20 protein-coding genes are annotated in these 26,472 nt (G+C 39.4%); 3 read left to right on the forward strand and 17 right to left on the reverse strand.

The window, feature by feature from the left end; all coding sequences use genetic code 11:
* Window positions 1–57 precede the first annotated feature (57 nt).
* The 17 genes from K8P02_RS01125 to K8P02_RS01205 form a co-directional block, all read right to left on the reverse strand.
* The gene (locus K8P02_RS01125) at window positions 58–978 is read right to left on the reverse strand and encodes a TPM domain-containing protein (RefSeq protein ID WP_025866535.1); all 921 of its coding nucleotides are present in this window, start codon (window positions 976–978) and stop codon (window positions 58–60) included.
* 42 nt (window positions 979–1,020) lie between these two features.
* Entirely contained in the window at window positions 1,021–1,983 is a 963-nt protein-coding gene (locus tag K8P02_RS01130; protein WP_002559398.1) for an alpha/beta hydrolase, read from the reverse strand.
* A gap of 5 nt (window positions 1,984–1,988) precedes the next feature.
* Window positions 1,989–2,732, reverse strand: a complete 744-nt coding sequence (locus K8P02_RS01135) for a shikimate dehydrogenase family protein (RefSeq protein ID WP_002559399.1) — start codon at window positions 2,730–2,732, stop codon at window positions 1,989–1,991.
* 79 nt (window positions 2,733–2,811) lie between these two features.
* Entirely contained in the window at window positions 2,812–3,549 is a 738-nt protein-coding gene (gene ubiE / locus K8P02_RS01140; protein WP_007484184.1) for a bifunctional demethylmenaquinone methyltransferase/2-methoxy-6-polyprenyl-1,4-benzoquinol methylase UbiE, read from the reverse strand.
* A 111-nt stretch (window positions 3,550–3,660) separates the two neighbouring features.
* Entirely contained in the window at window positions 3,661–4,602 is a 942-nt protein-coding gene (locus tag K8P02_RS01145; protein ID WP_025866533.1) for a phosphoribosylaminoimidazolesuccinocarboxamide synthase, read from the reverse strand.
* A gap of 96 nt (window positions 4,603–4,698) precedes the next feature.
* Window positions 4,699–5,712 (reverse strand): PhoH family protein, encoded by a 1,014-nt coding sequence (locus tag K8P02_RS01150; RefSeq protein WP_002559402.1) that lies wholly within the window; start codon window positions 5,710–5,712, stop codon window positions 4,699–4,701.
* 268 nt (window positions 5,713–5,980) lie between these two features.
* Window positions 5,981–6,649: a DUF5715 family protein gene (locus K8P02_RS01155; RefSeq protein ID WP_002559403.1), complete on the reverse strand. Its 669-nt coding sequence runs from the start codon at window positions 6,647–6,649 to the stop codon at window positions 5,981–5,983.
* 95 nt (window positions 6,650–6,744) lie between these two features.
* Window positions 6,745–8,376 carry a flotillin family protein gene (locus tag K8P02_RS01160; protein WP_007484190.1) on the reverse strand — a complete coding sequence of 544 codons (1,632 nt, stop codon included), beginning with the start codon at window positions 8,374–8,376 and terminating at the stop codon, window positions 6,745–6,747.
* Between the two features lie 88 nt (window positions 8,377–8,464).
* Entirely contained in the window at window positions 8,465–8,962 is a 498-nt protein-coding gene (locus K8P02_RS01165) for a hypothetical protein (RefSeq protein ID WP_007484191.1), read from the reverse strand.
* Window positions 8,963–9,097: 135 nt separating this feature from the next.
* The gene (locus K8P02_RS01170) at window positions 9,098–9,328 is read right to left on the reverse strand and encodes a PIN domain-containing protein (RefSeq protein ID WP_044166158.1); all 231 of its coding nucleotides are present in this window, start codon (window positions 9,326–9,328) and stop codon (window positions 9,098–9,100) included.
* Between the two features lie 520 nt (window positions 9,329–9,848).
* Window positions 9,849–10,118 (reverse strand): hypothetical protein, encoded by a 270-nt coding sequence (locus K8P02_RS01175; protein ID WP_007484197.1) that lies wholly within the window; start codon window positions 10,116–10,118, stop codon window positions 9,849–9,851.
* A gap of 21 nt (window positions 10,119–10,139) precedes the next feature.
* Entirely contained in the window at window positions 10,140–13,064 is a 2,925-nt protein-coding gene (locus K8P02_RS01180; RefSeq protein WP_025866532.1) for a DUF4906 domain-containing protein, read from the reverse strand.
* 18 nt (window positions 13,065–13,082) lie between these two features.
* A complete protein-coding gene (locus K8P02_RS01185; RefSeq protein ID WP_002559410.1) occupies window positions 13,083–14,153 on the reverse strand; it encodes a FimB/Mfa2 family fimbrial subunit in 1,071 nt (356 codons plus the stop codon).
* Window positions 14,154–14,166: 13 nt separating this feature from the next.
* Window positions 14,167–15,255 carry a FimB/Mfa2 family fimbrial subunit gene (locus K8P02_RS01190; protein ID WP_002559411.1) on the reverse strand — a complete coding sequence of 363 codons (1,089 nt, stop codon included), beginning with the start codon at window positions 15,253–15,255 and terminating at the stop codon, window positions 14,167–14,169.
* Window positions 15,256–15,399: 144 nt separating this feature from the next.
* Entirely contained in the window at window positions 15,400–16,710 is a 1,311-nt protein-coding gene (locus K8P02_RS01195; RefSeq protein WP_002559412.1) for an Mfa1 family fimbria major subunit, read from the reverse strand.
* Between the two features lie 1,369 nt (window positions 16,711–18,079).
* Window positions 18,080–19,528, reverse strand: coding sequence for a DUF3868 domain-containing protein (locus K8P02_RS01200; RefSeq protein ID WP_025866531.1), 1,449 nt, complete (start codon window positions 19,526–19,528; stop codon window positions 18,080–18,082).
* Window positions 19,529–19,546: 18 nt separating this feature from the next.
* Window positions 19,547–20,116, reverse strand: a complete 570-nt coding sequence (locus K8P02_RS01205; protein WP_025866530.1) for a DUF3575 domain-containing protein — start codon at window positions 20,114–20,116, stop codon at window positions 19,547–19,549.
* Between the two features lie 453 nt (window positions 20,117–20,569).
* On the opposite strand from K8P02_RS01205, the gene K8P02_RS01210 reads away from it, so the two are divergent.
* From K8P02_RS01210 to truA, 3 genes are all read left to right on the forward strand, one after another.
* Window positions 20,570–21,190 carry a DUF5033 domain-containing protein gene (locus tag K8P02_RS01210; RefSeq protein WP_025866529.1) on the forward strand — a complete coding sequence of 207 codons (621 nt, stop codon included), beginning with the start codon at window positions 20,570–20,572 and terminating at the stop codon, window positions 21,188–21,190.
* 295 nt (window positions 21,191–21,485) lie between these two features.
* The gene (locus tag K8P02_RS01215; protein ID WP_223381896.1) at window positions 21,486–25,628 is read left to right on the forward strand and encodes a hybrid sensor histidine kinase/response regulator transcription factor; all 4,143 of its coding nucleotides are present in this window, start codon (window positions 21,486–21,488) and stop codon (window positions 25,626–25,628) included.
* Window positions 25,629–25,682: 54 nt separating this feature from the next.
* Window positions 25,683–26,435 (forward strand): tRNA pseudouridine(38-40) synthase TruA, encoded by a 753-nt coding sequence (truA, locus tag K8P02_RS01220; protein WP_002559417.1) that lies wholly within the window; start codon window positions 25,683–25,685, stop codon window positions 26,433–26,435.
* Window positions 26,436–26,472: the final 37 nt, after the last annotated feature.

The raw sequence follows: 26,472 nt of genomic DNA on the forward strand, positions 1-26,472 counted from the left end.
TATTGTATTTCCATTCTTTATTTCTACCTCTTGGTCTCTAAAGGGGAGAACGAAGTTTTAAAAACGTGAGCCGGCTCCGCCGCCGCCACCCATTCCACCACCGAAGCTGCCTCCACTGAAACCACCTCCACCGCCACTGAAGCTACCGCCTCCGAAGCCGCCGATGAACGGACCTCCGCCACCTCTGCCTCCTCCGTGATAGTCATTATCATATGACTGCTGACGGCGTACCACTGTGTGCCCACAGTTGCGGCAAGTATATGTTACATCTTCTACTTTTACTCCATTGCGTCTGGATATCATTGTACTGCCTGTGCGTTGTAGCTTATGTTTCCCACACTGAGGACAACGGGTACTTGCCCTGATGGCCAGGATACTGATGACGGATGCTACTCCAATAAAACCTATGATTGCCAATAGGATTGCCAGTCCGGAAACCTCATTTTCGTCGGAGGTATCCTCATTTACCATTGAACCATCAAGACGTTGACACACAGCGCGTAAACCATTTACCATTCCTTCGTTCCAGTTTTCTACTTTCAGATAGGGAATCATTGATTTCGTTTGTATTCGTTTGCAGATTGCGTCTGGCAAATCGCCTTCCAGTCCATAGCCAGTGTAGAATTGAATACAACGTTGGTCGGTTACCAAAAGAATAACCAGTCCGTTGTTTTTTCCTTTCTTTCCGACTCCCCACTTATTAAGTAGTTGGTGAGCGAACTCAAAACAATCTTCCGAACCGATCGAAGGTACTACGGCAACTACTGTCTCTATACCTGTTGTTTCTTCCAGATTGTAAAGCATGCGGTCAATACTGTCACATGCGGCTTGTGACAAGATACCGGCGGGATTGCATACATATTGAAACTTATTCTGTAAATGTACTTTGGGGATATTATCTACTGTGTATACCTTTTCTTGTGCTTGTAAGGGCAGATAGAGTAGTGTAAGAAGTATAAAAGTGAGTATTTGCTTCATAATGGTCTTTATTATTGCCACAAATATAGCTACTATTCTCTTTTATTCGATATATTTGTCAACGAAGTTTTTTACACGGTTCGTGTATTCTGTTTTGTTCTCTTTATAAGAGACGGCATGGGTAGCTCCCGGAACGATCCAAAGCTCTTTAGGATCAGATTTTGCTTCATAAAGAGGATAAACCATCCATGTGGGTACATAGGTATCTTTATCACCGTGTATAAAGAACATGGGAAGTTTTGCTTTTTCTACTTGTTTCAGTGAAGATGCTTCTTTAAAGTTCCATCCGTATTTTTGTTCGCAAAGCCAGCTTGTAGTGTACATCAAAGGGAATTTGGGCAGGTGGAATGATGATTTCAATTCATGTGAAAATTCATCCCATACGCTGGTATAGCCACAATCCTCAACAAAGCATCGTACAAACTTCGGTTGTTCTTCTCCGGCTACCATCATAGTGGTGGCACCACCCATTGAAATACCATGAACTACCATTTGTGTACTGTCACCGTAAATATGATTAGCTACGTGCATCCATTGCATTACATCGAGCCGGTCTTTCCAACCCATCTGTATGGCAGGACCACCACTCTCGCCCTGGTGTTGTAAGTCCGGTAGAAGAGTGTTAAATTGCAAGTCATGATTATACAGATAACCAATCATGAACATACGTATGGCATTATCGGTATAACCATGTACAATGACAGCTGTTTTCTTTGTTGGTTTGGGAGCGGCAATGTAATATGCATGTAGCCGTATCCCTTCGGGATTTAGGATAAATGTATCTCTCAAGGCATTTACCTTATTGAGGCTGTCCACCCAAGGACGCAGGAAGGGATAGTTAGCATACATATACTCGTATGAGTCGGCGTCTTTGGCACGTATTTTTGCATTGGGGGTTAGTGAGAAGTTAAGCATATAATAACTTCCACCAACAGTACAGCCGGTGAGCACCAGCAAAAAAACAATTGCACCTATTATCCAGTTTTTTTTATTTCTTTTCCTCATATATCTTACTTATGCCATATCTCCCAAGCTGCAAATGCTTGCAGAAGGAGCATTTCTAATCCGTTTTTTGTGATAGCGCCCCGCTCTTCTCCTTTTTTCATGAAAAGCGTGACGTTTGGATTATATAACAAATCGTAGAGCAAATGGTTTGGTGTGAGATACTCGTAAGGAATATTAGGACAAAAATCAACTTTGGGATACATGCCTACAGGAGTACAGTTAACAATAACTGTATATTCGGCCATAACTTCGGGGGTTAGCTCTTCATAAGTCAACATACCCGGTTTATGTGTACGCGAAACGAATACGCTTTCAATACCCAGATTTTTTAGTCCGTGAAATACAGCTTTAGATGCACCACCTGTGCCCAGAAGCAAAGCTTTCTTGTGCGAAGGGAGTAATAGCGGTTGTATTGATTGTGTAAAGCCAATAATATCGGAGTTATAGCCAACCAACTTAACCTTACCTTTGGGTTGACGGATTATTTTGATCACATTTACTGCACCGATTTTGGCTGTGTCCGGGTCCAAAGAATCCAGAAACGGAATCACTTGTTCTTTATAAGGAATTGTTACGTTTAATCCTGATAGGTTGGGGTTTTCTTCAATGACCTCCATGAAGTCATTAATACTGGGGATTTCAAAATTCACATACTCAGCATCAACCCCTTCTGAGCGGAATTTTTCGTTGAAATATCCGATAGAGAACGAATGCTTCAACGGATAACCAATTAAGCCGTACTTTTGCATAGAATTAATAATTATTTAATATGCCAATTACTGTGTGTTACATCTTTTTTTATTGTCTGTAACAGCGCACATTGGTATATTATTTGGTTGCTGTATAAAGCGTACAGATGCCGAATGTCAGTCGTCGAAACTGCACCTGACTAAATCCTGCCCTTGATATAATACCTGTCATGATTTCGCCTTGCGGAAAAACTTTGATGGTTTGTGGCAGGTAGTGGTAAGCACTGTTATCTTTAGAAAATAATTTGCCTAAAACAGGGATGACAATTTTGGAGTAAATAGCAAATAGTTGTTTCATTGGGAAACGGTCAGGGGTTGTTAACTCCAGTATCACCAAGTGCCCGCCAGGAGTGAGTACACGGCACATTTCGGAAAGTCCTTTGTCCAGATCCTCAAAATTGCGAATGCCAAAGGCAACGGTGATAGCGTCAAAACTGTTATCAGCGAACGAGAGAGAGGTACAGTCTTCACGGGCAAAAGAGATTTTTTCTGCGAGACCTTCCTTTTTTACTTTTTCACGCCCCACGTTCATCATGCCTTCAGAGATATCCGTCCCGATAAGTTGCTTGGGTTGGAGCATACGGCAGGAGAGGATAGCAAAGTCACCAGTACCGGTAGCTACATCCATAATACGCTGTGGGCGGAAAGGACGTAACCAGTTGATCGCTTTACGTCGCCAGCTTTTGTCGATACCCAATGAGAGGGTATGATTAAGCATGTCATACGCAGGAGCGATGTTATCGAACATTTGTTCTACCTGTTCACTTTTCTTGCCGTCTGTGGCGTAAGGCTTGATTTTTTCCTGGGGGTAATTCATATTTAATTGAAAATTGAAAGTTAAAAATTGAAAGTTGAAAGTTGAGAATTGGAAGTTATTATACAGTATAATAGTGCAGCTAATTTTCAACTTTCAACTTTCAGTTTTCAACTATTTTAAGAACGTAGAAACGTTCTTAAATATACGTTCCGTTATATTGCTCGTATCTTCCTTAACAAATTTTTCTCCGGTGATGTTTTCGAAAAGTTCGATATAGCGGTCACTAATGCTTTGTACGATTTCCGGGGTCATTTCAGGTACTTTCTGGCCGTCTTTTCCCTGGAATCCGTTTTCCATCAACCATTCGCGTACGAATTCTTTAGAGAGTTGCTTTTGTGCTTCACCTTTTTCAAAACGCTCCTGGTAACCTTCAGAGTAGAAATAGCGGCTTGAATCCGGAGTGTGGATTTCATCCATCAGGTAGATGGTGCCGTTGTGTTTACCAAATTCATATTTCGTATCAACGAGTATCAACCCACGTTCTGCTGCGATTTCTGTTCCGCGTTTGAAGAGGGCCAATGTATATTTTTCAAGAATTTCGTATTCTTCAGGGGTAGCTAACCCTTGTTTCAGAATTTCTTCTTTGGAGATATCCTCGTCATGCAATCCCATTTCTGCTTTGGTAGTAGGAGTTACGATTGGTTCCGGGAATTTTTCATTTTCACGCATTCCATCCGGAAGTTTTACTCCGCAGATTTCGCGTACACCACTTTTGTAAGTACGCCATGCACTACCGCAAAGATAGCCACGTACAATCATTTCAACCGGGAAACCTTCGCAAAGTACACCTACCGTAACCATTGGGTCGGGGGTAGCAAGTTTCCAATTCGGGCAGATGTCAGTTGTTGCATCAAGGAATTTGGCAGCAATCTGGTTCAGCATTTGTCCTTTGTAAGGAATACCTTCAGGTAGCACCACATCAAAGGCCGAAATACGGTCGGTAGCTACCATAACAAGTTTTTCACCGTTGATGTTATAAACATCACGTACTTTTCCGTGATATACGCTTTTCTGTCCCGGAAAGTTGAATTCAGTTTTAGTTAATGCTTTCATCTTATATAATTTACAATTTGTTTTCTACGGTCATGACTATAGGTCTGTTGACGATTTACGACAGGAGTTGAACTGATTTACAAGAGAATTCTATTATCAGTTAGCTTTAGGCTTATTATTGATAACTTCTGTTTTCTCATTGGTAACTCTTGCTCCCTCTTTAGCTGTTTTTCTCTCTTTGTCAAACTTTTCATAGGCATCTACAATACGCTCTACTAATTTATGGCGTACGATATCTTTTTTGTTTAGTTCTACAAAACTGATACCTTTTACCCCCTTCAATATGCGGAGTGCCTGTACTAAACCCGATGTTTGTGAAATGGGGAGATCAATCTGTGTCATATCTCCGGTCACGATCATTTTGGTATTCATACCCATGCGGGTAAGAAACATCTTTATTTGTTGAGTAGTTGTATTTTGTGCTTCGTCCAGGATTACGACGGCATCATTCAGTGTACGTCCGCGCATGAAAGCGAGCGGAGCGATCTGGATGATATTAAGCTCCATATATTCTTTTAGTTTTGCAGCAGGAATCATGTCTTGCAAGGCATCATAAAGAGGTTGCAAATACGGATCTATCTTCTCCTTCATGTCGCCGGGAAGAAAACCTAATTTTTCACCGGCTTCTACGGCAGGGCGGCTAAGGATTATTTTTTTGATTTCTTTATTTTTAAGTGCACGAACAGCAAGCGCTATCGCTGTATAAGTTTTTCCCGATCCGGCAGGACCGATGGCAAACACCATGTCGTTTTTGGCAAATCCCTGTACTAATTTCAGTTGGTTTTCACTGCGGGGGATAATAGGTTTTCCGGTTACACTGAATACAATCACGTTCCCGGTCTGTTCAGCCTGTGGAGCATTTCCTTTAATGATGTCGATAATGACTTCTTCTTTCAGCGAATTATATTCGGCACAATATTTCTCAAGTTTAATGATGTTTTCTTCAAAGGCACACATTTCTTCCTCATCGCCCAGAACTTTGATAACATTGCCACGGGCAACAATGCGTAGCTTTGGATATAAAGCTTTAATTAACTGTATGTTGGCGTTGTTTACACCATAAAAAATAACCGGATCAATATCCTCAAGAACAATCAGTTTTTCTATCATTGAGTTGTATTAAAGAAAAATATCTGCAAATTTAGTGAAAAGGTTTGGATACTTTAGGTGTTCCGGCAGAATAAATTTACAACGTATGGTTACGAGTGCTTCCCGCACGGAGAGGTTCGGCAGGTGATATTTGATTAAAACGCAGCTGAACGCAAATTCTCGCTAAAGCAGAGACTTAAAAGATAAAATAACATCTTTTTTAATTCGCGTCAATTTGCGTTAATTCGTGTTTCATCAGATAAATAGATCTTTGTGGTGTAATGCCTCATTATCTTGTTGTGATATGGAAGCAACCCTGCTTTAGCTCATATTTAATATAACATTTGTCTTCTTTTCTCAGGTCGCGCAACACTTCCGACAGTACGAGTTTTAATGTGTCTGCACTGACATCCTGTAAAGGTCGTCCGTCCTCATCTTCAATTTTTTTGAAGCGTTTCCAGCTAACGTCGAATGTTGTTCCATAGAAGTGGGCCGAGTTTTTGGATGCGTTTATATTTCTGCGCCTCAAACGTTTTACGTCATCTTCTGTACGGAGAACAGAAGTGATGACTATTTGATTTGGATTTAATCCTTTTGCTGTGAGTGAGTCAAGAAAATTGCTTCCTATTGTGTTAAGTAAGTCACTGGCGCGTGGTACCAGGAAGGGGATGGAATGTGTAAGTGAATCAACGGTATAACAATCATTGTTTTTGATGTGTACCAGTTTTCCTTTCATTCGTTCAGCTTCTTCGCGTGAAGTTAACGGGCGGATTCCTAAACTTTGTGCTGCTTTAAGGTGAATATCGTTCAGATCGCCAAATGAACGTTTATAACTGATAACCCCTTTTATATTTCGTGGCTCGTTTAGTTTGAGCGATTTGTCTTTTTCCTTGCATCCGGCAAAGCTAATGAAAGTTATAAATAAGAATAAATAGACTGGATAATGATAAAAACGCATGATAAATTCTATTTCTAATTTAATAATGTGCCAATATGCCAATTAAGCTGTACATACATTGCGCAGCCAATTGGCACATTGATTATATTGGCACATTATTTTTTCTTTTCTTCTTCTTTTTCTTCTTTACTTTCCGGGTTTATAATTCCCTTCACAGTTTCTCCAATGGGCAGTTTATCAAGAACTCCTAAACTTGGTGCTACCGTTTTTACCAGCGAACTAAGGAAATTGCTTGTGCTACCGTTTCCTCCGTCAAATACTGTGATATTTCCCAGATTCATATGTTCAAATGCTTTCACCTGTTCACCGGCAATTTCTTTCCACTGGTCTACCATCTTATACTGGATAGCGATAGCCGGATTGGATTCTGCTGCGCGCACCATAGCTTCAAAGCCTTCTGCTTCTGCCAGCAACGAACGCTTTTTACCTTCCGCTTCTGCTTCCAGCTTCATCTGAATAGCTTTTGCTTCTGCTTCTGCTTGCGCTAAAGTAGCCTTTGCACGCGCCTCCGCTTCGCGGGTTATTTTTTCTGCTACGGCTTCTGCTTGCAGGATAGCTTCTTGTCGGGCTATTTCTGCCGGAACTATTTTTTCTGCTTTCAAAGAGGATTCCACCTTTTTCGCTTTGGCCTCTTCCACCTCTTTCTGTGCAGTCTCACGGGCTGTTTGCACGGCAGCTTCTGATCTTGCAGCAGCTTCTCCGGCCTCTTTATCGGCATTGGCTTGTGTCACAGCCAGTTCAGCGTCCGATTTGGCAACTTCTTTTTGTGCCTCATTTCGCCCGATGGCTGCTTTTTTGGCAGCTTCTGCCTGTTTGATTTCCATGTCAGAATTTAGTTCTGCCACGCGGCTTTCCTTTTCCGTATTCGCCTGCTCAATGCGTATGTTCTTATCTGCTTCTGCTTTTGCTACCTGTGCCTCTTTTTCCGCATTGGCAATTGCTACTTGTGAGATACGGTCTTTGTCTGCATTAGCGACCGAAATTTCCTGTAACTTCTTTGTCTCGGCAATGGCGATGTCCTGGTCTTTACGAGTTTCGGCAACTTTGGTTTCACGTTCTTTTATCTGAGTTGCGATTTTGATAGCACCTAATTTTTCTTGTTCTTCAATGTTCGCTTGTGCCTCGTTCAGTGCTTTACTTTCGGCTTCTTTACCTAAATTGACAATGTAGTTGGCTGCATCGCGGATATCACTGATGTTGATATTCATCAGATATAAACCGAATTTACGCAGTTCAGTATCAATGTTATCTTTTACTTTTGACAAGAATTTATCGCGATCGGAGTTCAGTTCTTCAATTGTCATGTCGGCAATAACCAGACGCATCTGTCCGTATACCACATCTGTAATCAAGTTCTGTTTATCATCCATTGTAAGGCCCAGCATACGTTCTGCTGCATTCTGCATTACTTCGTGATCAGTACTGATAGCTACAGTAATAGTGGTTGGCACATCTACACGGATGTTTTGTGCTGAAAGTGCTCCTGTCAGTTTGCAGTCTATCTGCATGGGTTTCATCGATAGGAATTCATATCCTTGTAGGATAGGCCATACGAAAGCCGCGCCACCATGATAGAGTTTTGCCGATTTTTTGTCTTTACCTGTTTTACCGTAAACTACGAGTACTTCGTCACTTTTACATTTACGGTAGCGGGAAAGAATTCCGATAAATGTAAGTAAAATAACTGCCACCAGAATAGCAGCCATAATCATCATTTCCTGAGTCATGTTATTTGAGTTTTTAAGTTATTTGAGTTTCTGAGTTCTTAAGATTTTCACTGTCCACTGTCCATTGTCAACTGTCCATTGTCCACTGTCAACTAATATAAAGCGCTCCTTCTTTATAAGAGGCAATAACAGTTTTATCTCCTGTTTGGTAATTCTTGGCTGATTCAGATATAACATCCACTTCTCTCATTGCGCCATCGCGTTTCACCTGTACGGTATATTTTCCTTCACCCCGGCTGAAGTAGATAGTACATTCCCGCCCTACAAGCTGTTCTGTTTTTTCTGAGTGGTTGTCTTGCTGTAGCTGATAAGCCTTTTTGTAGAGATACCACACAGCAAATACGAATAGCAATCCGACGAGTATGCCAATAATATATGCTGTTGCATCTGTACTTTGTTGCAGATACATATACCATCCAAATCCGATACCAAAATGAGTTAACCCTTTGAAAGAAACTACACTGCCTATGTCTGTGTCAATATCTGCGTCAGCATCAAAATCACCAAAAAAGATGGATAGAATGAACTGAACAACGAAAATACCTGTTGTGACAAGTGCGATGATTAGAAAAATATTACTGCTCATGGCGTTTGTATTAGTGATTTGTTGTTATTTTACTTTTCAAATATACAACTTTAGCGGATACGAACCTATATATTTTATAATAAATCTCCACCCACTTACCATTATATCCGTCGACGATATTGTCAGGGGGGATCTTCATTTCTTGTTGACGATCAGATCGAGTCCTTGTTTACGGTAAAGCTCAAAACGCGTGTCGCTTGATATAAGTGGTAAATGTTCAGTTAATGCATGTGCTATAATAACATGATCTGAAGGATCCTTATGTCCTTGGCTCTCATTGATTTCCATATGGGCATAAATACCCATATGCTCCCTTTTAAGGGGAGTATTTTTGATATAATATTCTTTCTCGATGGCAGTGACCATTTCTTCTATAGAGTTTCAACGTTTGGAACACAGTCCTTTATTTCTATATCCTACAATCAATTCACGCACTGATTCTACGCTGATATACAATAAAGTATTCGGTTCTTCGAGTAAAGATAATACATCTCTACTTAAAGAATCTACATCGGTTGCCAAATACACAAAAATATTTGTGTCTATCAAATATCTCATTGTTCTATAATAAAAACTTTGTGTCATTTACAATAAGACTTCCCTTCAGTTTTCTTGCAGCTTCAAGTGTTTTACTGACTTTCTTTTTTGTTTTAAGCTCCTTCGTTTCAACCTTTTCTTCTTCCGCTTTTTTCTTTCATAGCTTCTGATTATTTATGGATTGTATAAATTACTAAGCAAAGATAATACTTCTTATCTTATTGCCTGTGTGATAAATGTTGAAAATCCCCACCCACTTACCACTATCTTCTCAGACGGTATTGGTAAGTGGGATGAGGAACACAAACAAAACAAACAATATATTCTTGTTAAAAAGGGATGATCTTTATCATGATTTAGGATATTCTATCATCATTTCCGAATCGGAACACAAGGTGATAGGACATTTCTCAATAAGTGTACCTAAGTCAATTTCTACGCGGTCAAGTATAATATCATACGTCGTGTTCACGAATTGTTTGATTTTTACAAGTCCTTTAAATAACTGTTTTATAAGTTGTGCAGAACGTTCATAGGCATACCAGTGACCTTCTTCTTCGTACAGATACACTTGCTGTGTATTTTCTGATTCGCGAGTTAAGATATCGAGTATTTCCATAATATTGTATTTTATTGATTGTTAATCTATATCGCGTACACAACGTATAGTCATCTTATAAGAACTATTATAGCTATCTAAAAATAAAACTTCTCCATCTATACCAAAGTGTCTCTTTTTATTTATATCAGTATCTCCGAATCTCCAATGAGTACGGGAAAAGGATCTGTCAGTATATTTATATCCTCCACTATAATAATCATAATCATATGAATGAATAACGTTCGTTTTATCATTGAGAAACATAATCATCAACTCGCGCTGATTAGGAGCTCTCCATTTATAACCACCTTCTGTGTAGTTTTTGCATTTACTATTATGATAGGTGTCGATATCAAAAATACTTTTCCATACAACGCCACTTCCCTCTCTTTGATCTACAAAACTGTTTGCCATTTGAAATGCTTTGTAGGGTCTGTTAGTATCACTAAAATTATCATGACGCTCTAATTCTGCTTCCACTTTTCCCGGTCGTATGTTTTGAGGGGTCATATAACTCATTCTGAAATTATTGTTACTCTTTGTATAGGCAGGTGATACTGTCTTAGCCTTTTGATCTGCATTTGCATTGGTTAAACCCAAATTACGGACACATCTTAGTTGCTGCGGAGAATAGAATTTGGTATTTCCTTCGGTACCTCCTAAAAAACCACTAAAAGAGCATCCTTCTTCTGACCAGATTTTTAATCCGTCACTTGTAATGTAATGATAGCGGGTGTCGTCACCGGTTACTCCACTTGTGATAGAACTATCGTCAAATAATGGAGATGGTAAACTTTTTGCACCTAAAAACATACTCATTAATTGTGCACTGGCTGGCAGATACCATTTCACTTCATCCATATCAATAGTTCCATCTCCATCTTCGTCTCTATTTCTGGAGAGGCATTCGGCTATAGCTGCAACATCCTTCATGGAATATGTATATCCTTTAGCATCAGCAGTGTATGTTATATAGGAATTCCACTTATTGTTTTTTACATAACTATATGTATTGTAAAATCCATTATCTACAGACCATGAACCATAATATTCACTTCCCCGGGCACTACTGGCCCGGTCGCCATTTGGTCTGTTACTGCTTGTTAACTTCCAGGATGGTATACCTGTTTCATTCACATGCTCCATACCTAAAGCATTTCCATCGTCGTTTAGGTCGGTAGTACTGTAGTAAGTCTGGATTGATCTTTGGGTGAACATATATTTCGCTTCCGAATAACTACTTTCTTTGTCTGCACTGTATTGAGGTGAGAGGAATAATAGTAGTTTACGGTTCTCTTTATTCACAAAATACTTCCAGTAATGACTTTTGTCCGTCCATTCTCTGGCAGCTTTGTCTGTGGGGGGAGTATCATAATAATATTCATCTATGAAGATTGTGTAATAATAAGTCTTTTTTTGATTATATCCTAAATCTGCTCCACGGGATTCCATGTCTTTTTTTAAATCATACAAATAGATAGGAGTTGTTCCCTTTTCTCTGTATTTTGCCAATGTTTGGGCATCTGTTGTTCTTTGGAGTTTAATCCATTTGTAATCTCCTGCATCTTTTTCTGTTCCTGGCAGTTTACCTGTTTCACTATATATTGCATCATCAGCAAATGGAGATTGTATGATGAATGACAACTCTTTGATTTCTTCGTAAGTAAATCCTAAATTGATACAATTGTAGTGGGCATCCAAAGAGTATACAATGGTCTTAGCATCTACTACATCGCCTTCAACTCCCGGATTGGCACCTTCTTCATCTTCACCACCTTGTACTTCAACAATAATACTCTCTACGTCGTTGATTGTAACATTGTAAGTGTATTTTTTGTTACGCTTGCTTTTGAAGTTCTCAATGTCATCTGCTCCTCCTCCTAAATGTATGATATATTTGACGTCTGCAGTTCTAATTCCATCCGGATTTGATGCATTTGTTATATTCATTTTGGCCTTTATCTCTACATAGGTAGCATTTTCTTCTACATGTCTGTATTCTCCTGTATTTCCTCCACTTTCGTTTTTATATTCTTTTTCTCTATCTGTATATTTAGAGAGAACATTTCCCTCTCTATCCTGTGTTATGGCATCTTTTAGATTTTCCTGCATGTAGAAACCAAAAGAATATACATTGTTGTCTATAGTAATGCCACTGTTCTGTTCTCCACTGTTTGAATAAGTTGTTTCAGGATAATTGTCAGTATGAGCTATAAGGTAAGAGCTGGTAGGAATGTTGTAAACTTGCCAACTTGTCAATTCAAATTTCTCTATTTTGTCTCCTAAATTAATTTTAAATTGGATATGAGAGTCCAAACGGCATAGGCGTAAAGTTCCATTTATAGCACCACCACGAACAGGTATATAGCAGGTACCTTCTGCCTTTGCTTCGTTTGTTATAGTGTTATCCGCACTTTCAAATGTTCCGCTCATTAGTAAGCGGGGAGTCTCGCGGTTTATATTTCCATCGTTATTTAATGTTGTAAAAATAGCTTTTAATTCATTGACTGAATTAACTCGATCCAGTTTAGCTTTTAATTCTCCTTTTTTATCCAACTCATTACCTTCAACATTGGCTATGCCATAAATATAACTTTTTCCACTGGTGGTTTGTATACCTGTTATTGTACCCTTGGTTGGAGAGGATTGATCTCCATTGGTATGCCCAAAACCGGTTAGCGCATCACTGTTATAATAGTGGCTGCCTTGCTTTTTTTCACCTTGAGAATTGAAAATAAACAGATATAAATCATTTACCTGAAATTCTCCGGCATCGCTGAGCCGTGTATTGACTTTCTGCATCTCCGATGTGTTGAATTGGAAGTCAACTTCTACAGGTATCCCTTCTTCTACCTGGTTTTCGTCCTGATAGGTTTCGTCTGTACAGGCTGTACAGAAAAGAATTGCCAGTATAAGGCTGAATGTCTGTTTTGCGTATGCAAATATATTGTTTTGCTTTTTCATGCGTAAATTCTCCTTTAATTAATTAAATGGTGGTACATCTACATTAATATAGTCCCATCTTTCTACTTCGTAGCTACATTGAGTAGTTACATTGACATCCTGGCTTATACTTGTGATGTTGAATTTATACCAATTGTTTCGAAGTATGTCAAAGGTATCTCCTTTGCCGTTTACCTTGAAATCTATCCTGTATACTTTCTGTATTTTTTCCGAGAGTGATGTAGTCAGTTCACCTGTTATCTCAAGATAGGAAATCTGGTTGTCACTTACATCTTTATTCTTATACTCGGGGATGTAGATTTTATTTTGTATACCAGCTTTTTGCTCACTGGTGGTTGCTGTGAATGTTATATTTCCTTGCATTAAAGCACTCTGAGGTATGGAAGGAGTAGTCATTGTTTCATTACTGACAGGTATACAATATCCTTTTGTATTGTAATTGCATACTTTGACTGTTTCTAATTTAAAGTGATCAAACCCGGTTCCACTATTCAGTGTTACGTCTACTTTTGCGATGGCTCTTATGAGTGATAAGCTTGCTTGATTGATATCCTTTTCTTGAATGGCATCAAGAGAACAAGTGCCCCACATCGGGATATACTTCTTATTAGTGCCCTGTGTTGGAAATACCCAATCACCTTGACCAGAGGTATATGCATATTCCAATTGGTTGTATAGGGCTTTTTTGTTTACTACCGAAATCGGAGCCGTTATACTTCTTGCCGTCAAATTAGTAAGTACTACTATTTCTATACCGTTACTCTGATGTTGGTAATCACTTTCCAGTACTCCAATGATGGTACGGGTAGCATCTCCATCTGTTCCGCTGATATATACTTTGCTGGCTTTTTCTATAAAAGAACCATTTTGACTGAAAACATATACATGTACATCATTTATATACTGTTCGCCTGCTGTACCGGCTTGAATGTCTGTTGAAGTAGCCTGTGGCATATTCAACGTGAGATGAACCTGAACCGGATTCTCTTGTTCTATAGGGTACTCTTCTATCAGCTCATTCTGTATACAGGATGTAGTAGCCAGGCAGAGGAATGCCAACAGACAATATGTTAGTTTTGAATATCTCATTGCTTTGTTCTTTTTAGAGTTCGAAGTCGTTTATGTTCACGATCCAGTCATTGATCTGAATTTTGGTACTGATCAGTGTCATGTTCTCGTCGACGAAGAAAATCATTCCGAAATTATCTTCGCGATCCAGATATTCTTCGAGGGGCATATTGAGTTGGCTTGGTTGCAGTAGGCTCAGATATCCGATCAGTGAACCATTGGCAAGTAAATTCTTGTTTGTTTGCTGGTCTACAATTCTCAGTTCCGGCTTTTGGGTTTTGAGCAGACGTCCTACACTAATTTCGGCTACAGCTGCAGGATATTCACTTTCTGTAGTACCATCTGCACTGAAAGCACGTGTGCTAATGCTTGTATCTTCTGTGACATAGGGAAGATAGGTAAGCAGGTTGTCTTTCAGCAGTGTATTATCGTAGTTCATCCAGCCGTTGTCATCATAGAGGGTATATGAAAACCGCTCTTTACTGATAGCGTTGGCACGGGTGATAGGTTTATCGGGATTTTGATTGACTTGTGCAATTACAACACGTATGGTATTGGTATTTTTTGTCAAAGGAACGGTAACGATATTCTGTCTGCCGCTGCGAGTGAATGATTGCTTGGTAACTTCTCCGTGCCAGAGGGGTGAGAGCGGATCTTTTACGATGTATTTTCCTTCTTCGCCGTTAGCACGAGTTTGAGATTCTTTATTACGTAAAGTCAATGCGGTGAGGTCTTCAATTCTGGAGTTGGCAGTCATCAAAGGGACGGCGAAAGACTGGTCATCCAGTCCGGCCCAGGTTACGAGGTGATAGTCGCCCGGCTCGATGTCTACAGACATTGTGTATTCTCCGGTTCCTAATCTGTCTTCACCTTCTTCTGTCTTCTGATAGACGAATTTTCCTTCGTCGTCGAAGGCATATAGTGTTACAGTTTTTACTTCTTTTGCGAAAGCATCTTCAAAAGCCATGTTTCTGTCATACACAAACTTTACGCGGTATTCGATGCTGCAATCGCCTTCTTCGAAGTCCAGGATAGAATCACAGGATGCCATTGCACCAGCCAATACTGTTAGTAGCAGTATTTTGTTTGCTTCTTTTTGTATGGTAGTGAGTATTCGTTTCATGCTTTCTTTATTTTTTGCTATGAGCTTATTGTCTTGTTTGGGATCTTTAGGTATCAAACCTTGAGAGAAAAAAGAGAGGCGGGGGAAAGAAGGAGGAGGGAACTTCTTGTTCCCCCGCTTGGAGTTTGTTTATGTGTGATGCAATTAGAGAATAATATCGTTATTCCAAACAGTCCAAGGTGCAACTGTTATGTTAAGTTTCAGATAAGTAAGTGGATTACCTGGAGTCGGGATATTAGTACCTGGATCACCTAACTCTGTAATTTTTGATACTGATAATTTGTAATAGTTATTATGAACAATCTTAGTTTCAGCACCTGTTTTTATTTCTGCTCTGTAGTAACAAATTCCTTTTGTGTATTTTTGAATACCATATTTATTGAAATCTTCGTAAGAACTGTTATCGCTTAATGCTGTTTGATTATCTATTCCGGTATATATTTCTTTATTTGTTAATTGACCAAAGAATTTGCCGTCTTTAGCATTCATAACATCAAAACTTGGATACAATATACCGTCAGCATCTATGTAGAAGTTGTTACCCTCTGTATAGTTGGGGAATTCTGTAATTTGAGCTTTGTAAAGTATCATAGTAGGAGCTGCTGCATTATTGTTCTCTAAGCAATAAGTTACTTTATTAGCTTCCTCAACATTCATTTCTTTGATCGTAGTAAGTCCATCAAATGTTTGATAAGCTTGTTCTTCTTTAAAATATTGGAAATATCCTGTATTTGCCGGAGTAAAAATGGTAGTACTATTTGTGACGTTAGTAGTTTTGTTCAAATTTACATATGAATATTCTGATAATTTTACTTTGATTGCAGAACCGAATTTATCTGTACTATTTTCAATAGTAAACTCTTTATCTTTTGCTGTTTGTTCTGCAAGTTTTGCAGCAATACGGGATACAGTAACATCGGCTTCATTGTCTTGACCACCTTTGATTGTACATGAACCTTCTCCAAACATTAAGAATTTTGAATCTTTTGGATTAGCAATATCACCTAAATCATCCATATTGCTATATGTAGCAGTTTCTTGAAGATTTGCGTAATTTTCAGTAGTAATCTTTGTTACAGGATTAATGAATACAAATATTTTTGCAATACCTGAATTTACTTCAACTTTTTCGGTCTTAATAATTAGGCCTTCTTGAGTAAAGCCAGGAGCTGCTTCAGTGTTATTGTCAAAGTCATAAACAGCTGTAGGGGTGTTATCGTTGTATTTTAACACAAAGGAGATTGTGTTTACTTTTTGCTCGCAACTTAAACCCTCATCTGACTTGTCTCCTGATGCTGTTGTAGCTCTTGTGGTTTGAGGAAAACCAATTGAGAATTGTAATGCTGCATCTTTTGCTGCATTTTCACCACCATTAACGATTGCATCATCTTCATTGCTACAAGATGCCATAGCCATTACTGCTAATCCTGCTAAAAATAAACTTCTTAGTTTCATAATCTATAAAATTAAATATTAATACTTTTTGATTCTTGTTTTTGATTTTGCACTTTCAAGGAGTGCGGTCCTTACTTTTTTTGAGAGAGCGACATTATTATTTAGTATAATAGTGTGGGTTCTGTTCATGTGTGGAGTTCGGTAGATTTGGAAGTGTCTTATCTAATAAGGAGAGAGCTTCCGAATAAAAGTTTCTTTTTTCTTTGAAATGTTTTTTGTTTGTTTTATTGTTTACTATTGTTTTGTTCTTTAACTATGCTCTTTTTTGTTTTGCAGAAACTTCTATTATATAAGGAAGAGAAGTTTCATGCTTTTATATTTTAAGGAGAGGCATATCCTTCTTGTCTTTCGACATTGCAAAGATAGAGGGAAGTCATGAGTCCGCTCATTGGTGTTTTTTTCAAAAATGTGCGATGTTTTCTGCAAAATGTAAAGTAGGGCTTTTGTGGTGTGTGTTTCAGTCAAAAATGAATGAAATACGGCTTAATTCTCATGATACAGGGGTGTTTTCACGCATTTCTCACTCATGTTTTTCATCTAAAACAGATTCTTTTTTGCTGAATTATATCTGTTTTTTGGGTTTGGATTCAATGAGAATCTGATGATGAATTTAACATGGTATGTGGGGGGAATTTTAAATCTACGATCATTCACGTTAATCTGCGTTTTATCCGGATAATAAAATTCTGTGCTACTCTGTGGTGAAATATATTCAAAACCTGTTAACTTGTCTCCTTGTCAATAGCTTTTTAACACTCCATTTGAGGCTTTTGTATTTAGGAATATAAGGTATAGTATTTTTGAAGTTAAACTATCCATCCTTTCTATGCAATAAGTACGTATTTAACGAGTCCTTAAAATAGGTTTTTTTAAATCAGGAAATAGACTTTGTTGTTGGCTGAATACAAGAGTATTAGCACTAAGTAATAGAATTTGTCCGGACTTTGTTCTTTGGAGGTGGAAGGAGTGCTGAAAAGATAGTTGTGATTTTAATAAGTATCAAAATATGATGGATTGAATTAATATTATTAACACTAAGTGTTAACGCCAGATTCCTGTTCGGCAAGTTTGTACACTTTTGTAAAGTATGTTAGTACACTTTTATAGTACAAAAACGTACAGTTAACACATGCAAAAGTGTACAATCTTGCGTATATAATATAAATGGGTTTTATATCGCTGAAAATAAGCTGGTTGTATGGGTTGATGGTTACTCTTGTGCTCTTTGGTCTGTCTTTTCGGAGAGTAGGATACTTACTTATTTGACAACTAAAAGAAACCGCCGGATGAATGGGGGAATATTCATCCGGCGGTTTCTTTAAAAACAATTTATTGAGATATTTGGAATGAGAAAAAAAGTATCTTTGCTTTATTCTACTGGGAAGTTGCGTTGTTTGGCTACTTCCTGTAAGTTGACTTCTGCCTCTGATACTCCTGCTTCTTTGGCACGAGTGAAATATTGTTGTGCTGTATCAAGATCACCCTCTATCAGTGCTATTACCCCTAAATTGTTTTGAGTAGCTCCTTCGTTAGCATCGGCTTTAGTGAGATATTTTTTGGCGATAGTAAGATCACCACCACGCTGAATCTCCATAGCTGCTGCGTTCAGATTAGCTGTCGGGTCATTCGGGAACATAAGTGCTGCTACCTGGAAGGCATGGTTGAACTCTTCGCTACCCTGTTCGTAGGTTTGTGCTACATTGAATATCTCTTGTAGACTCAGCTGTTGCGGATGGGTATTGATAATCTCTTTTGCTTCATCAAGGTTGAATCCGCGTACGGTGTATGCCACTGTATAGTCTGAGTGGCGCAGAGCCGGATAGCATTCGTTTAGCAAAAAGCGGTATGTTTCGGGACCTACAAGACGGGCGATGCGTTTCTCTTTGGCATCCATGTCTTTTTCGTCCAAATCAATCATTTGTAGGATCTCTTCCTTTTGTGGCAATGCAGAGTTCGTTATAAATTTGCGGAATCCTGCCCAGTCTTCGGGAGTAGAAGCCATGGTGAGTAGCCCTTCCGGGAAATCATAGTAATTGCGTACATAATTCAGCAGAGCAGCGGTACGACCTTTGGCCAGACGATCATTGTTGGCGTAACTACCTTCGGGAGAGGCATATCCTTCGAGGCGAATCCCTGTGATGGAGATGTTCTTATCGTTACGAATGGTATCAATAGTGGCGCGTATCTTAGCTAATTCTGCCTGATTGCGACGGTATTCCGGATAGATTATTGTTTTGTTGACCGGGAAATCGAGGAAAGCACTACCTTCCACAGCACGATGTTTGACTTCTTCGGCTTTGGGCGTGATGTACGCGATGGCCGGTTGCAGTTTAATGCGTTCGATATTTAATGTGGCAATCGGATCGAGTGTATTGGCTTCAACGATATTGCGGCAACCGCAAAGGTCGGCATCCATTACAAGATTGGCCTTTTGCATCCAGGCTTCGTAAGGAAGCTGTACGAGGTAACTGACCCGTTGCTCTGTTTTGCGTTTGCGACGTAGAATAACGAAAGCGTCTTTGGGAACTGTATTGCCACGTTCGTTGACAAGCGCACGGCGGCGTCCGTAAATTACAACCGGAGAAAGTGCCTTTGTGTGACCGTTGGCTTCCAGTATCGGGGTGAGGGTGGCAGAACGGTTGGATGAAATCTTCATGTTTGCCTGCATGATGATATCCATAGCAATCGTAAGGCGATTGTCGTCACTCCGGGTGATGGATTGATTCTCAACACGTACCTGATCTTTGTACACAGTTTGTGCCTGGGCACTCAGCCCCGGCAATATTACTAATAATAAGAGGTATATTACTTTTTTCATATCGTTTGCAGCGTTTGTTTAAAATAAATAGATTAAGCTGAGCGAAGCTTTGGTTGGGCCGAAATAATTCTTGTAGCCTTCGCCAAGTTTACCGCCACACTCTACACAGGAGAACTGCTCATACTTGACACGGGCATAGCCCACGCCGATGTTGGCTTCGATATTCCAGTGTTTACTCATGATCCATTGGTAACCATAGGAAATACCGGCGCCATAGAAATGTCCTTTGTAACGGTGGTCTTTCAGGCCCTTCCAGATTCCCCAGGGCATATCGATACCGGCTACCTGATAAATGCCTCCGTGTGCATGTATGCCGATGAAATGCCCGTTAAAACGATCGCAGAACCAATAGCGGTATTCCGGTTGGAATGCGAGCATCTTGAACATTTTGTTGTTACTGTCTTTCCAGGGGTTGTAGTTGGCATACAGGTCCAGAGTAGATTTTTTACTCAAGCCGATTTCAGCTCCGAGATTGATGGTTTTGGTAATGTCCATTAACACATTTGTTTTTATACCCACTACCTGCCCATATAATAAGGTGGAAGCGAACAAACAAACGAATAAAAACAGTTTTCTTTTATTTTCCATTATGCGTGGTAGGTTTTGTTTTGTTTTAGTGCAAAGGTAACCGGATTCTTTTTATCCATTAATTGGCATATTCATCTTTGTTCGGAGGTGATTCTTGCAATTGATATATCATTTCGGAGGGATGATTTCGTATAGTATGTATTTTAATCTTATTGATGGGTGTATAATTCATATTTTTATAGGTGGTGTTTTTGTATTCGTTTGTGTTTAATTCAGATATGATGGGTGTTTAATAAGTTGTATATTCTGTCCAAGTGCTTGTATGGGGTGTGTATCATTCAAAAAAGATGGGTGAATCATTCATTTTTTCTTCAAAAAAGTTTTTTTAATCAAATAAAGTCTTTACGTTTGCATCAGAAACAAACAAATGAAGGTCCCCACGAGGAATACAAACAAAACAAACTTTGGTGATAACAAACAAGTATTAGTAATAAAAAAATTGGAGGACCCATTATGAAGACTATTTATTCTTTTATCGTAATTGCATTAGTATTTGGTTTTACTTCTTGCACAAGTGCAGACAATGACATAGTAGAACAAACTTCCCTTTTCGAATCAGTAAGGAGTGCTTATGGCGTAGAGAACGTTACATATAGTATTACAGGTGCTGACAATATTCCATCAGTTTCAACAGAAGATATGCGTAATGTTCTCGAGGCTTTGCGTCAGAACAGCAATACTCAACACAATTGTATACGTACCTCGGAGAATGGTTATGAGAAAGTGGTCATGTCCGGCAACTATCAGGCTTCTACCCGTAGCAGTGTGAATGAAGGTTTTGCACTGAGCGTTGAGCTAAAATTCAGCTTTGATAATAATAAGGTATATTATTGGGGTACTGATTATTCTTTCTCTTCCAATTTATTCGACTGGCGTGCACAAGGTTTGTCACTCTCTCCGGTGAAGGGGGGTGACGGTAATACCTATGGATTCGAATCAGAAAGTTACCTGTATTTCAAAGTAAAAGATGAAGGTAATGTATTGGTGAAAGTACCGGTGGTATTCAAAGGCAATTACAATTTTCTGACAGAAGAAGGAACATATAGTTTTCAACTATTAAAATATAGCAAGTAATTATTTATTGTACGATAAAAAAATAATAAGGTGGGGAACACTGAAACAAACAATTGATTCTTTTTGTATAAATAGTTGAGGGACACCGAAAACAAGAACAAACTATTCCCCTGTAGGTTTTTGCCTGCAGGGGATTTTATTATGATAATGCAGACATTGCTTTTTTGACTGAGCATTTCGATATGGATAATAAATATAAGTTTATTTATTATTTGTTTTGTATCTGGTAGTTTTTGTATATATTTGTGTCTTAATACGAACAAATAATAATGTAGTTATCACTATTTCCACACAGATGAAACAGCATTTGATTAAATTTTCATTGCTAATACTCTGCCTTTTGGGGGCTCCGTACTTTTCTTATTCCTTCTCATTTTATGGTAACATGCTTCCTGTTACGATGAATAGTGGGTTGAATAACAATACTATTTATGATATCCATAACGGAAAGAGAGGATTTGTTTGGTTTGCTACAGATATGGGCCTCAGTCGTTATGACGGTTTTCGATTGTTGAATTACCCTTTGACTTCTCGTTATGATTCTTCTTCACAACCGGTGTTGGATGCCGTTTATTCTATTTCAGAAGATACTGATGGTTTGCTTTACCTCCGTCTTTTACGGGGGATTGTCTGCTTTGATACGAATAAAGAGGTTTATCTACCTGTAAACTTTGATTCGTCATTTGATACGAAAAGTATCACCTCTTTATATATAGTAAGCAAAGACTTTGTTTGTGTCGGAACCAGCAGTGGGCTCTATATAGGGAAAGCTGTCCGTTCTGAAAAGGAGGGAGAGGAGTGTATCACATTTACTTTATCGGTTGAGCCTATAGTAAAGGGAAACATTTCAAAACTATGCGGAATAGGCAGTGAGACTCTTTTTGTCAGCGTAGACAATTCGAAAGTGGCGATTTATGATGTTATCTCCGGAAAAGTTGAGATGCTTAAAGCGGAGTATAGCAAAATAACAACTCTCTATCAACATGGAGATTATTTGTGGATCTGTTCGTCGAGGGCCAACATTGAATGTTATAATCTCAAACAGCAAACATTTCATACCTTGCATGAGGCGGGTGGGTATTCGCCATTGCAGGATACGTATGTGACGGATGTTATCTGTCTGGATGAAAATACTTATTATGTAGCTGCCTGGACAGGGTTGTTTCGTCTGGAATTCGATTCTAAAGATCTGACTAAATCCGCTTATAGAATGGATTATGTAGAGCAACCATATAATTTTAAGGTGGCGAAAAAAGTGACGAGTTTGCTGTGGGATGATTCGCAAAGAATGTTGTGGGTAGGTACGTTTGGAGGTGGGGCACTTAAAGTTGATTTTACTAAAGATGCATGCAATCGTCTGCAACAACGGTTTAATGCAGATGTTACCGCCATTGAGGAAGATATGAAAGGCTGTGTGTGGATCGCTACGAATAAAGGACAAGTATGGAGAAGTACTTCAACGGTTCTTTCAGAAAATACTTCTTTTGTACCATGGACGAAAGGGATAAAGGTAAACGAGAACTACAGGATTTATAAAGATAGAAATGGATGCTTATGGCTGGGTGATGAGCATGCCGGAGTTTTATATATTGATCCGGTAACAGAAAAGGTGGAATCTTATAAGTTGGCTCCTGCTGGTAGGACTAATTTTTCAGCTTCTATCCGTCAGTTCTGCCTGGATTCCAGAAATCGCTTGTGGATTGCTACAGCAGAGGGACTGATTCTTTTTGATAGCAAAGGAAATACCAGTCGGCTGGTACAATTGGAAGATAAAGGCGTGAAGGTGAAAGATGTGCGTGCCGTAGCAGAAGATAAAGAAGGAAATATATGGGTGGGTACGAATCTTGGATTGAAGCGTATTGATGTACAGGGAACCGATATTACTTTGTTTGGAAACTATGAACGGGATGCCGGGTTGAATGTATCGCCGGTAAATTTTATTTATGTTAATAGTTACAATCAAATATTTGCTTCTTACTCTGATAAAATATTTCGCATAGACGGACGTGAAAAGGATAAAGTGGAAAGTGTGTTTACTTTGATGAATGGTTTGAGTAGCGGACATATTTTCTGTATGGTTGATGATCAGAATGGAAATACCTGGTTGGGAAGTAATTCGGGGATTATGACAATAAGAAATGACCGGACTACATTTTATGATTATGCTTTGTTTGGAGATTGTGATAAAGTATGCCGTCTTCGGGACGGTCGGTTGCTGTGGGGGAATTCGGGAGAATTGATTTATTTTGACCCATTGATGGCTAAGAGTACCCGAAATAAAAGTCGGTTGGTGGTGTCGGAATTGTGGGTAAATGGTGAATCTGTACCTGTGGGAGAAAAGAGGAATGGGCAGATATTGCTGACTACCTCGCCCAATTTGCAGCAGAAGTTTGTATTTGATGCTGATAATAATGATTTCACTTTTTATTTTTCAGATTTGCAGTTTGGCATGATGCAACGGAAAATAGCTTATCGGTTATTGCCGGATGAGGCATGGAAAATAGGAACGCTGGAAAATGGTATTTCGTACAGACATCTGCCTGTAGGAGACTATACACTGCAAGTGAAACTGATCTATCCGGATGCCAGTGAAGGAGAAATGATTGAAATGTCTATTCGTGTGAATACACATTGGTGGAAAACAGGTTGGGCCTATCTGGGATATATGGCCCTGTTTTTAGGGATACTCTTCATTGTATATTATTACATGGAGCGTAAGGGGAAAAAACGTGAGATGCATAAAGCTCGTGAGATGGAGCTGAAAGAAACACTAAATCTTGCAAAGATGAAACAAGAACAAAAACAAGAAATAGAAGCGATGCGCAATCAGCTGCTCACGTTGTTTGTACAGGAATTGCGTACGCCACTTTCACTGATTATTGCGCCATTGAAGGAAATGTCGCAGGAGAATGATTTGTCGACCAGAATTCTGTCGAAGGTACGTGTGGCATACAGAAACTCTCTTGGGATGCTGGATGCATGTAATCAGTTATTAGCTATTTATACTCAACGCCCTTTGGCGGAAAAGCTGGAAGTATCTCGTAATACTGCTGATAAGATTTTGGACAAAGTAGTTTTTGCGGTGAGCGAACTGGTACGCATGAATCAGATTGACTTTCATTATGATAAAAAGACTAAAAAAGAACTTGAGATCTGGGTAGATAGTAATAGAATCCGATTTGTGTTGCATAATCTGCTCTCTAATGCGTTCAATCATGTACGTCTGTCAGGTTCAGTACATTTGTCAATGCAGGAGACGGTGAACAACGGAGTAGCTTATTGTACAATTACTGTGTCGGATAGTGGAAAAAGCCAGGTGAAGGAGGTCAGGCAGACAGTGGATGAAGAACTTCAGACAGATCTGACAGGGATTGAATTGGGATATGATGTGATGGAACAAGTTATTCTGTTTCATCATGGTTCAATAAGCCTGAACAGTGAAGAAGGAACAGGAACGGAGGTTACTGTAAATATTCCTATTGGAAAAGAAGTGCTGGAAAATGATCCGAATATTTTGTTCGTGGAAGAGGATGAACCGAAGGAAGTAGAGGAGGCGGTAGTGCCGGTAGTTGAGGCAGAAGTGCCTCGGGAAGTGCCCAGACCGGAAGAGACTGTGGTGCATATACCTGTTGAAACCCCTGCTGTTGCGAGAGCAAAGAAGAACTTATTGATTGTAGAAGATCATAAAGATATCCGTCTCTATCTGAAAGTTCTGTTTGGGAAGGATTATAACATAATAATGGCTACCAATGGACAGGAAGGTGTGGATATGGCCATCAAGGAGCAGCCGGACCTGATTCTTTGTGATGTGATGATGCCCGTTAAGGACGGATTTGAATGCTGCAAGGAGGTGAAGGAAGGATTGGATACTTGTCATATTCCGTTTATCATGCTGACAGCGAAGGTGGAAGACGAAGACATCGTCAGAGGACTTGAACTGGGTGCAGATGATTATATTCTGAAACCTTTTACTCCGAGTATACTGAAAGCAAAAGTACGGAATTTGATAAATGGGCGTGTGAACCTGAAACAGATGTATACCAAATTGCTGGTGTTGCCTGAACATGGTAATAGTGAAACAGATGAGGGTACAGAAGAGGTAAAAATGGAAGATCCGTTCATTGCTTCGTTGGTGAAAATTATAGAAGAGAATATCCGTGAAGCGGATTTCAATGTGAAGCGATTGGCATCAGATATGAATATGAGTCAACCTACGTTGTATCGAAAAGTAAAGCAGAGTACGGACTTCACGATTATAGAGCTGATAAGAGGGGTACGTATGAAAAAAGCGGCTGGACTGCTGAAACAGAAGGTGTATGCTGTTCAGGAAGTGGCTGAGATGGTGGGATATAATGATATACCTACTTTCCGTAAGCACTTTGTGGATACATTTGGTTCGACACCCTCTACTTATGCGAATTCAACGGATAATTCCTGATTCTCGATTAAAATAATTACCTTTGCACGCGAAAACCAATAATCGGATAAAAGCGTGCAAAGATATTTCATTTATTTGGCTTACGACGGAACCAACTACCACGGTTGGCAGATTCAACCCAATGGAAGCAGTGTGCAGGAGTGTCTGATGAAAGCATTGTCCACTTTTCTCAGAAGGGAAGTAGAAGTGATAGGAGCCGGAAGAACGGATGCAGGTGTACATGCCTCGTTGATGGTAGCACACTTTGACAATGAAGAAGAACTCGATACGTTGATTGTTACCGATAAACTGAATCGTTTATTACCTCCGGATATTTCGGTTTTTAAAGTTTGCCGGGTGAAGAAGGATGCACATGCACGTTTTGATGCAACGGCACGTACTTATAAATATTATGTCACTACCACCAAATATCCTTTCAATCGTCAGTATCGCTGTCGGGTTTATGGCACATTGGATTTTGAACTGATGAATAGAGCGGCTGCAACCTTGTTTGATTATTCGGATTTCACAAGTTTTAGTAAACTTCATACGGATGTGAAAACTAATCTTTGCAGAATTATGCATGCAGAGTGGACACAGGTAGATGATACTACCTGGGTATTTACTATCCAGGCTGATCGTTTTTTGCGCAACATGGTGCGTGCGATAGTGGGTACTCTGCTTGAAGTGGGCCGTGGTAAACTTACTGTAGAAGGCTTCCGCCAGATCATCGAACAGCAAGACCGTTGTAAAGCGGGTACTTCTGCCCCTGGTAACGCCCTCTTTCTGGTCAGCGTAGAATATCCTCGACATCTCTTTCTCATATGAAAAAAGTATCTTCAATCGTAAATAGTAAATCGTCTAA

The organism is Bacteroides nordii (assembly GCF_019930665.1).
GTDB lineage: Bacteria > Bacteroidota > Bacteroidia > Bacteroidales > Bacteroidaceae > Bacteroides > Bacteroides nordii.

Bases quoted from the DNA above. Each gene is read 5' to 3' on its own strand.
- K8P02_RS01205 (WP_025866530.1), bottom strand. From the start codon at position 20,116: ATGGAAAATAAAAGAAAACTGTTTTTATTCGTTTGTTTGTTCGCTTCC.
- K8P02_RS01195 (WP_002559412.1), bottom strand. From the start codon at position 16,710: ATGAAACTAAGAAGTTTATTTTTAGCAGGATTAGCAGTAATGGCTATG.
- K8P02_RS01150 (WP_002559402.1), bottom strand. From the start codon at position 5,712: ATGATAGAAAAACTGATTGTTCTTGAGGATATTGATCCGGTTATTTTT.
- K8P02_RS01180 (WP_025866532.1), bottom strand. From the start codon at position 13,064: ATGAAAAAGCAAAACAATATATTTGCATACGCAAAACAGACATTCAGC.
- K8P02_RS01155 (WP_002559403.1), bottom strand. From the start codon at position 6,649: ATGCGTTTTTATCATTATCCAGTCTATTTATTCTTATTTATAACTTTC.
- K8P02_RS01215 (WP_223381896.1), top strand. From the start codon at position 21,486: ATGAAACAGCATTTGATTAAATTTTCATTGCTAATACTCTGCCTTTTG.
- K8P02_RS01210 (WP_025866529.1), top strand. From the start codon at position 20,570: ATGAAGACTATTTATTCTTTTATCGTAATTGCATTAGTATTTGGTTTT.
- K8P02_RS01160 (WP_007484190.1), bottom strand. From the start codon at position 8,376: ATGACTCAGGAAATGATGATTATGGCTGCTATTCTGGTGGCAGTTATT.
- K8P02_RS01145 (WP_025866533.1), bottom strand. From the start codon at position 4,602: ATGAAAGCATTAACTAAAACTGAATTCAACTTTCCGGGACAGAAAAGC.
- K8P02_RS01135 (WP_002559399.1), bottom strand. From the start codon at position 2,732: ATGCAAAAGTACGGCTTAATTGGTTATCCGTTGAAGCATTCGTTCTCT.
- K8P02_RS01190 (WP_002559411.1), bottom strand. From the start codon at position 15,255: ATGAAACGAATACTCACTACCATACAAAAAGAAGCAAACAAAATACTG.
- K8P02_RS01125 (WP_025866535.1), bottom strand. From the start codon at position 978: ATGAAGCAAATACTCACTTTTATACTTCTTACACTACTCTATCTGCCC.
- K8P02_RS01200 (WP_025866531.1), bottom strand. From the start codon at position 19,528: ATGAAAAAAGTAATATACCTCTTATTATTAGTAATATTGCCGGGGCTG.
- K8P02_RS01170 (WP_044166158.1), bottom strand. From the start codon at position 9,328: ATGGTCACTGCCATCGAGAAAGAATATTATATCAAAAATACTCCCCTT.
- ubiE (WP_007484184.1), bottom strand. From the start codon at position 3,549: ATGAATTACCCCCAGGAAAAAATCAAGCCTTACGCCACAGACGGCAAG.
- K8P02_RS01130 (WP_002559398.1), bottom strand. From the start codon at position 1,983: ATGAGGAAAAGAAATAAAAAAAACTGGATAATAGGTGCAATTGTTTTT.
- K8P02_RS01165 (WP_007484191.1), bottom strand. From the start codon at position 8,962: ATGAGCAGTAATATTTTTCTAATCATCGCACTTGTCACAACAGGTATT.
- K8P02_RS01185 (WP_002559410.1), bottom strand. From the start codon at position 14,153: ATGAGATATTCAAAACTAACATATTGTCTGTTGGCATTCCTCTGCCTG.
- K8P02_RS01175 (WP_007484197.1), bottom strand. From the start codon at position 10,118: ATGGAAATACTCGATATCTTAACTCGCGAATCAGAAAATACACAGCAA.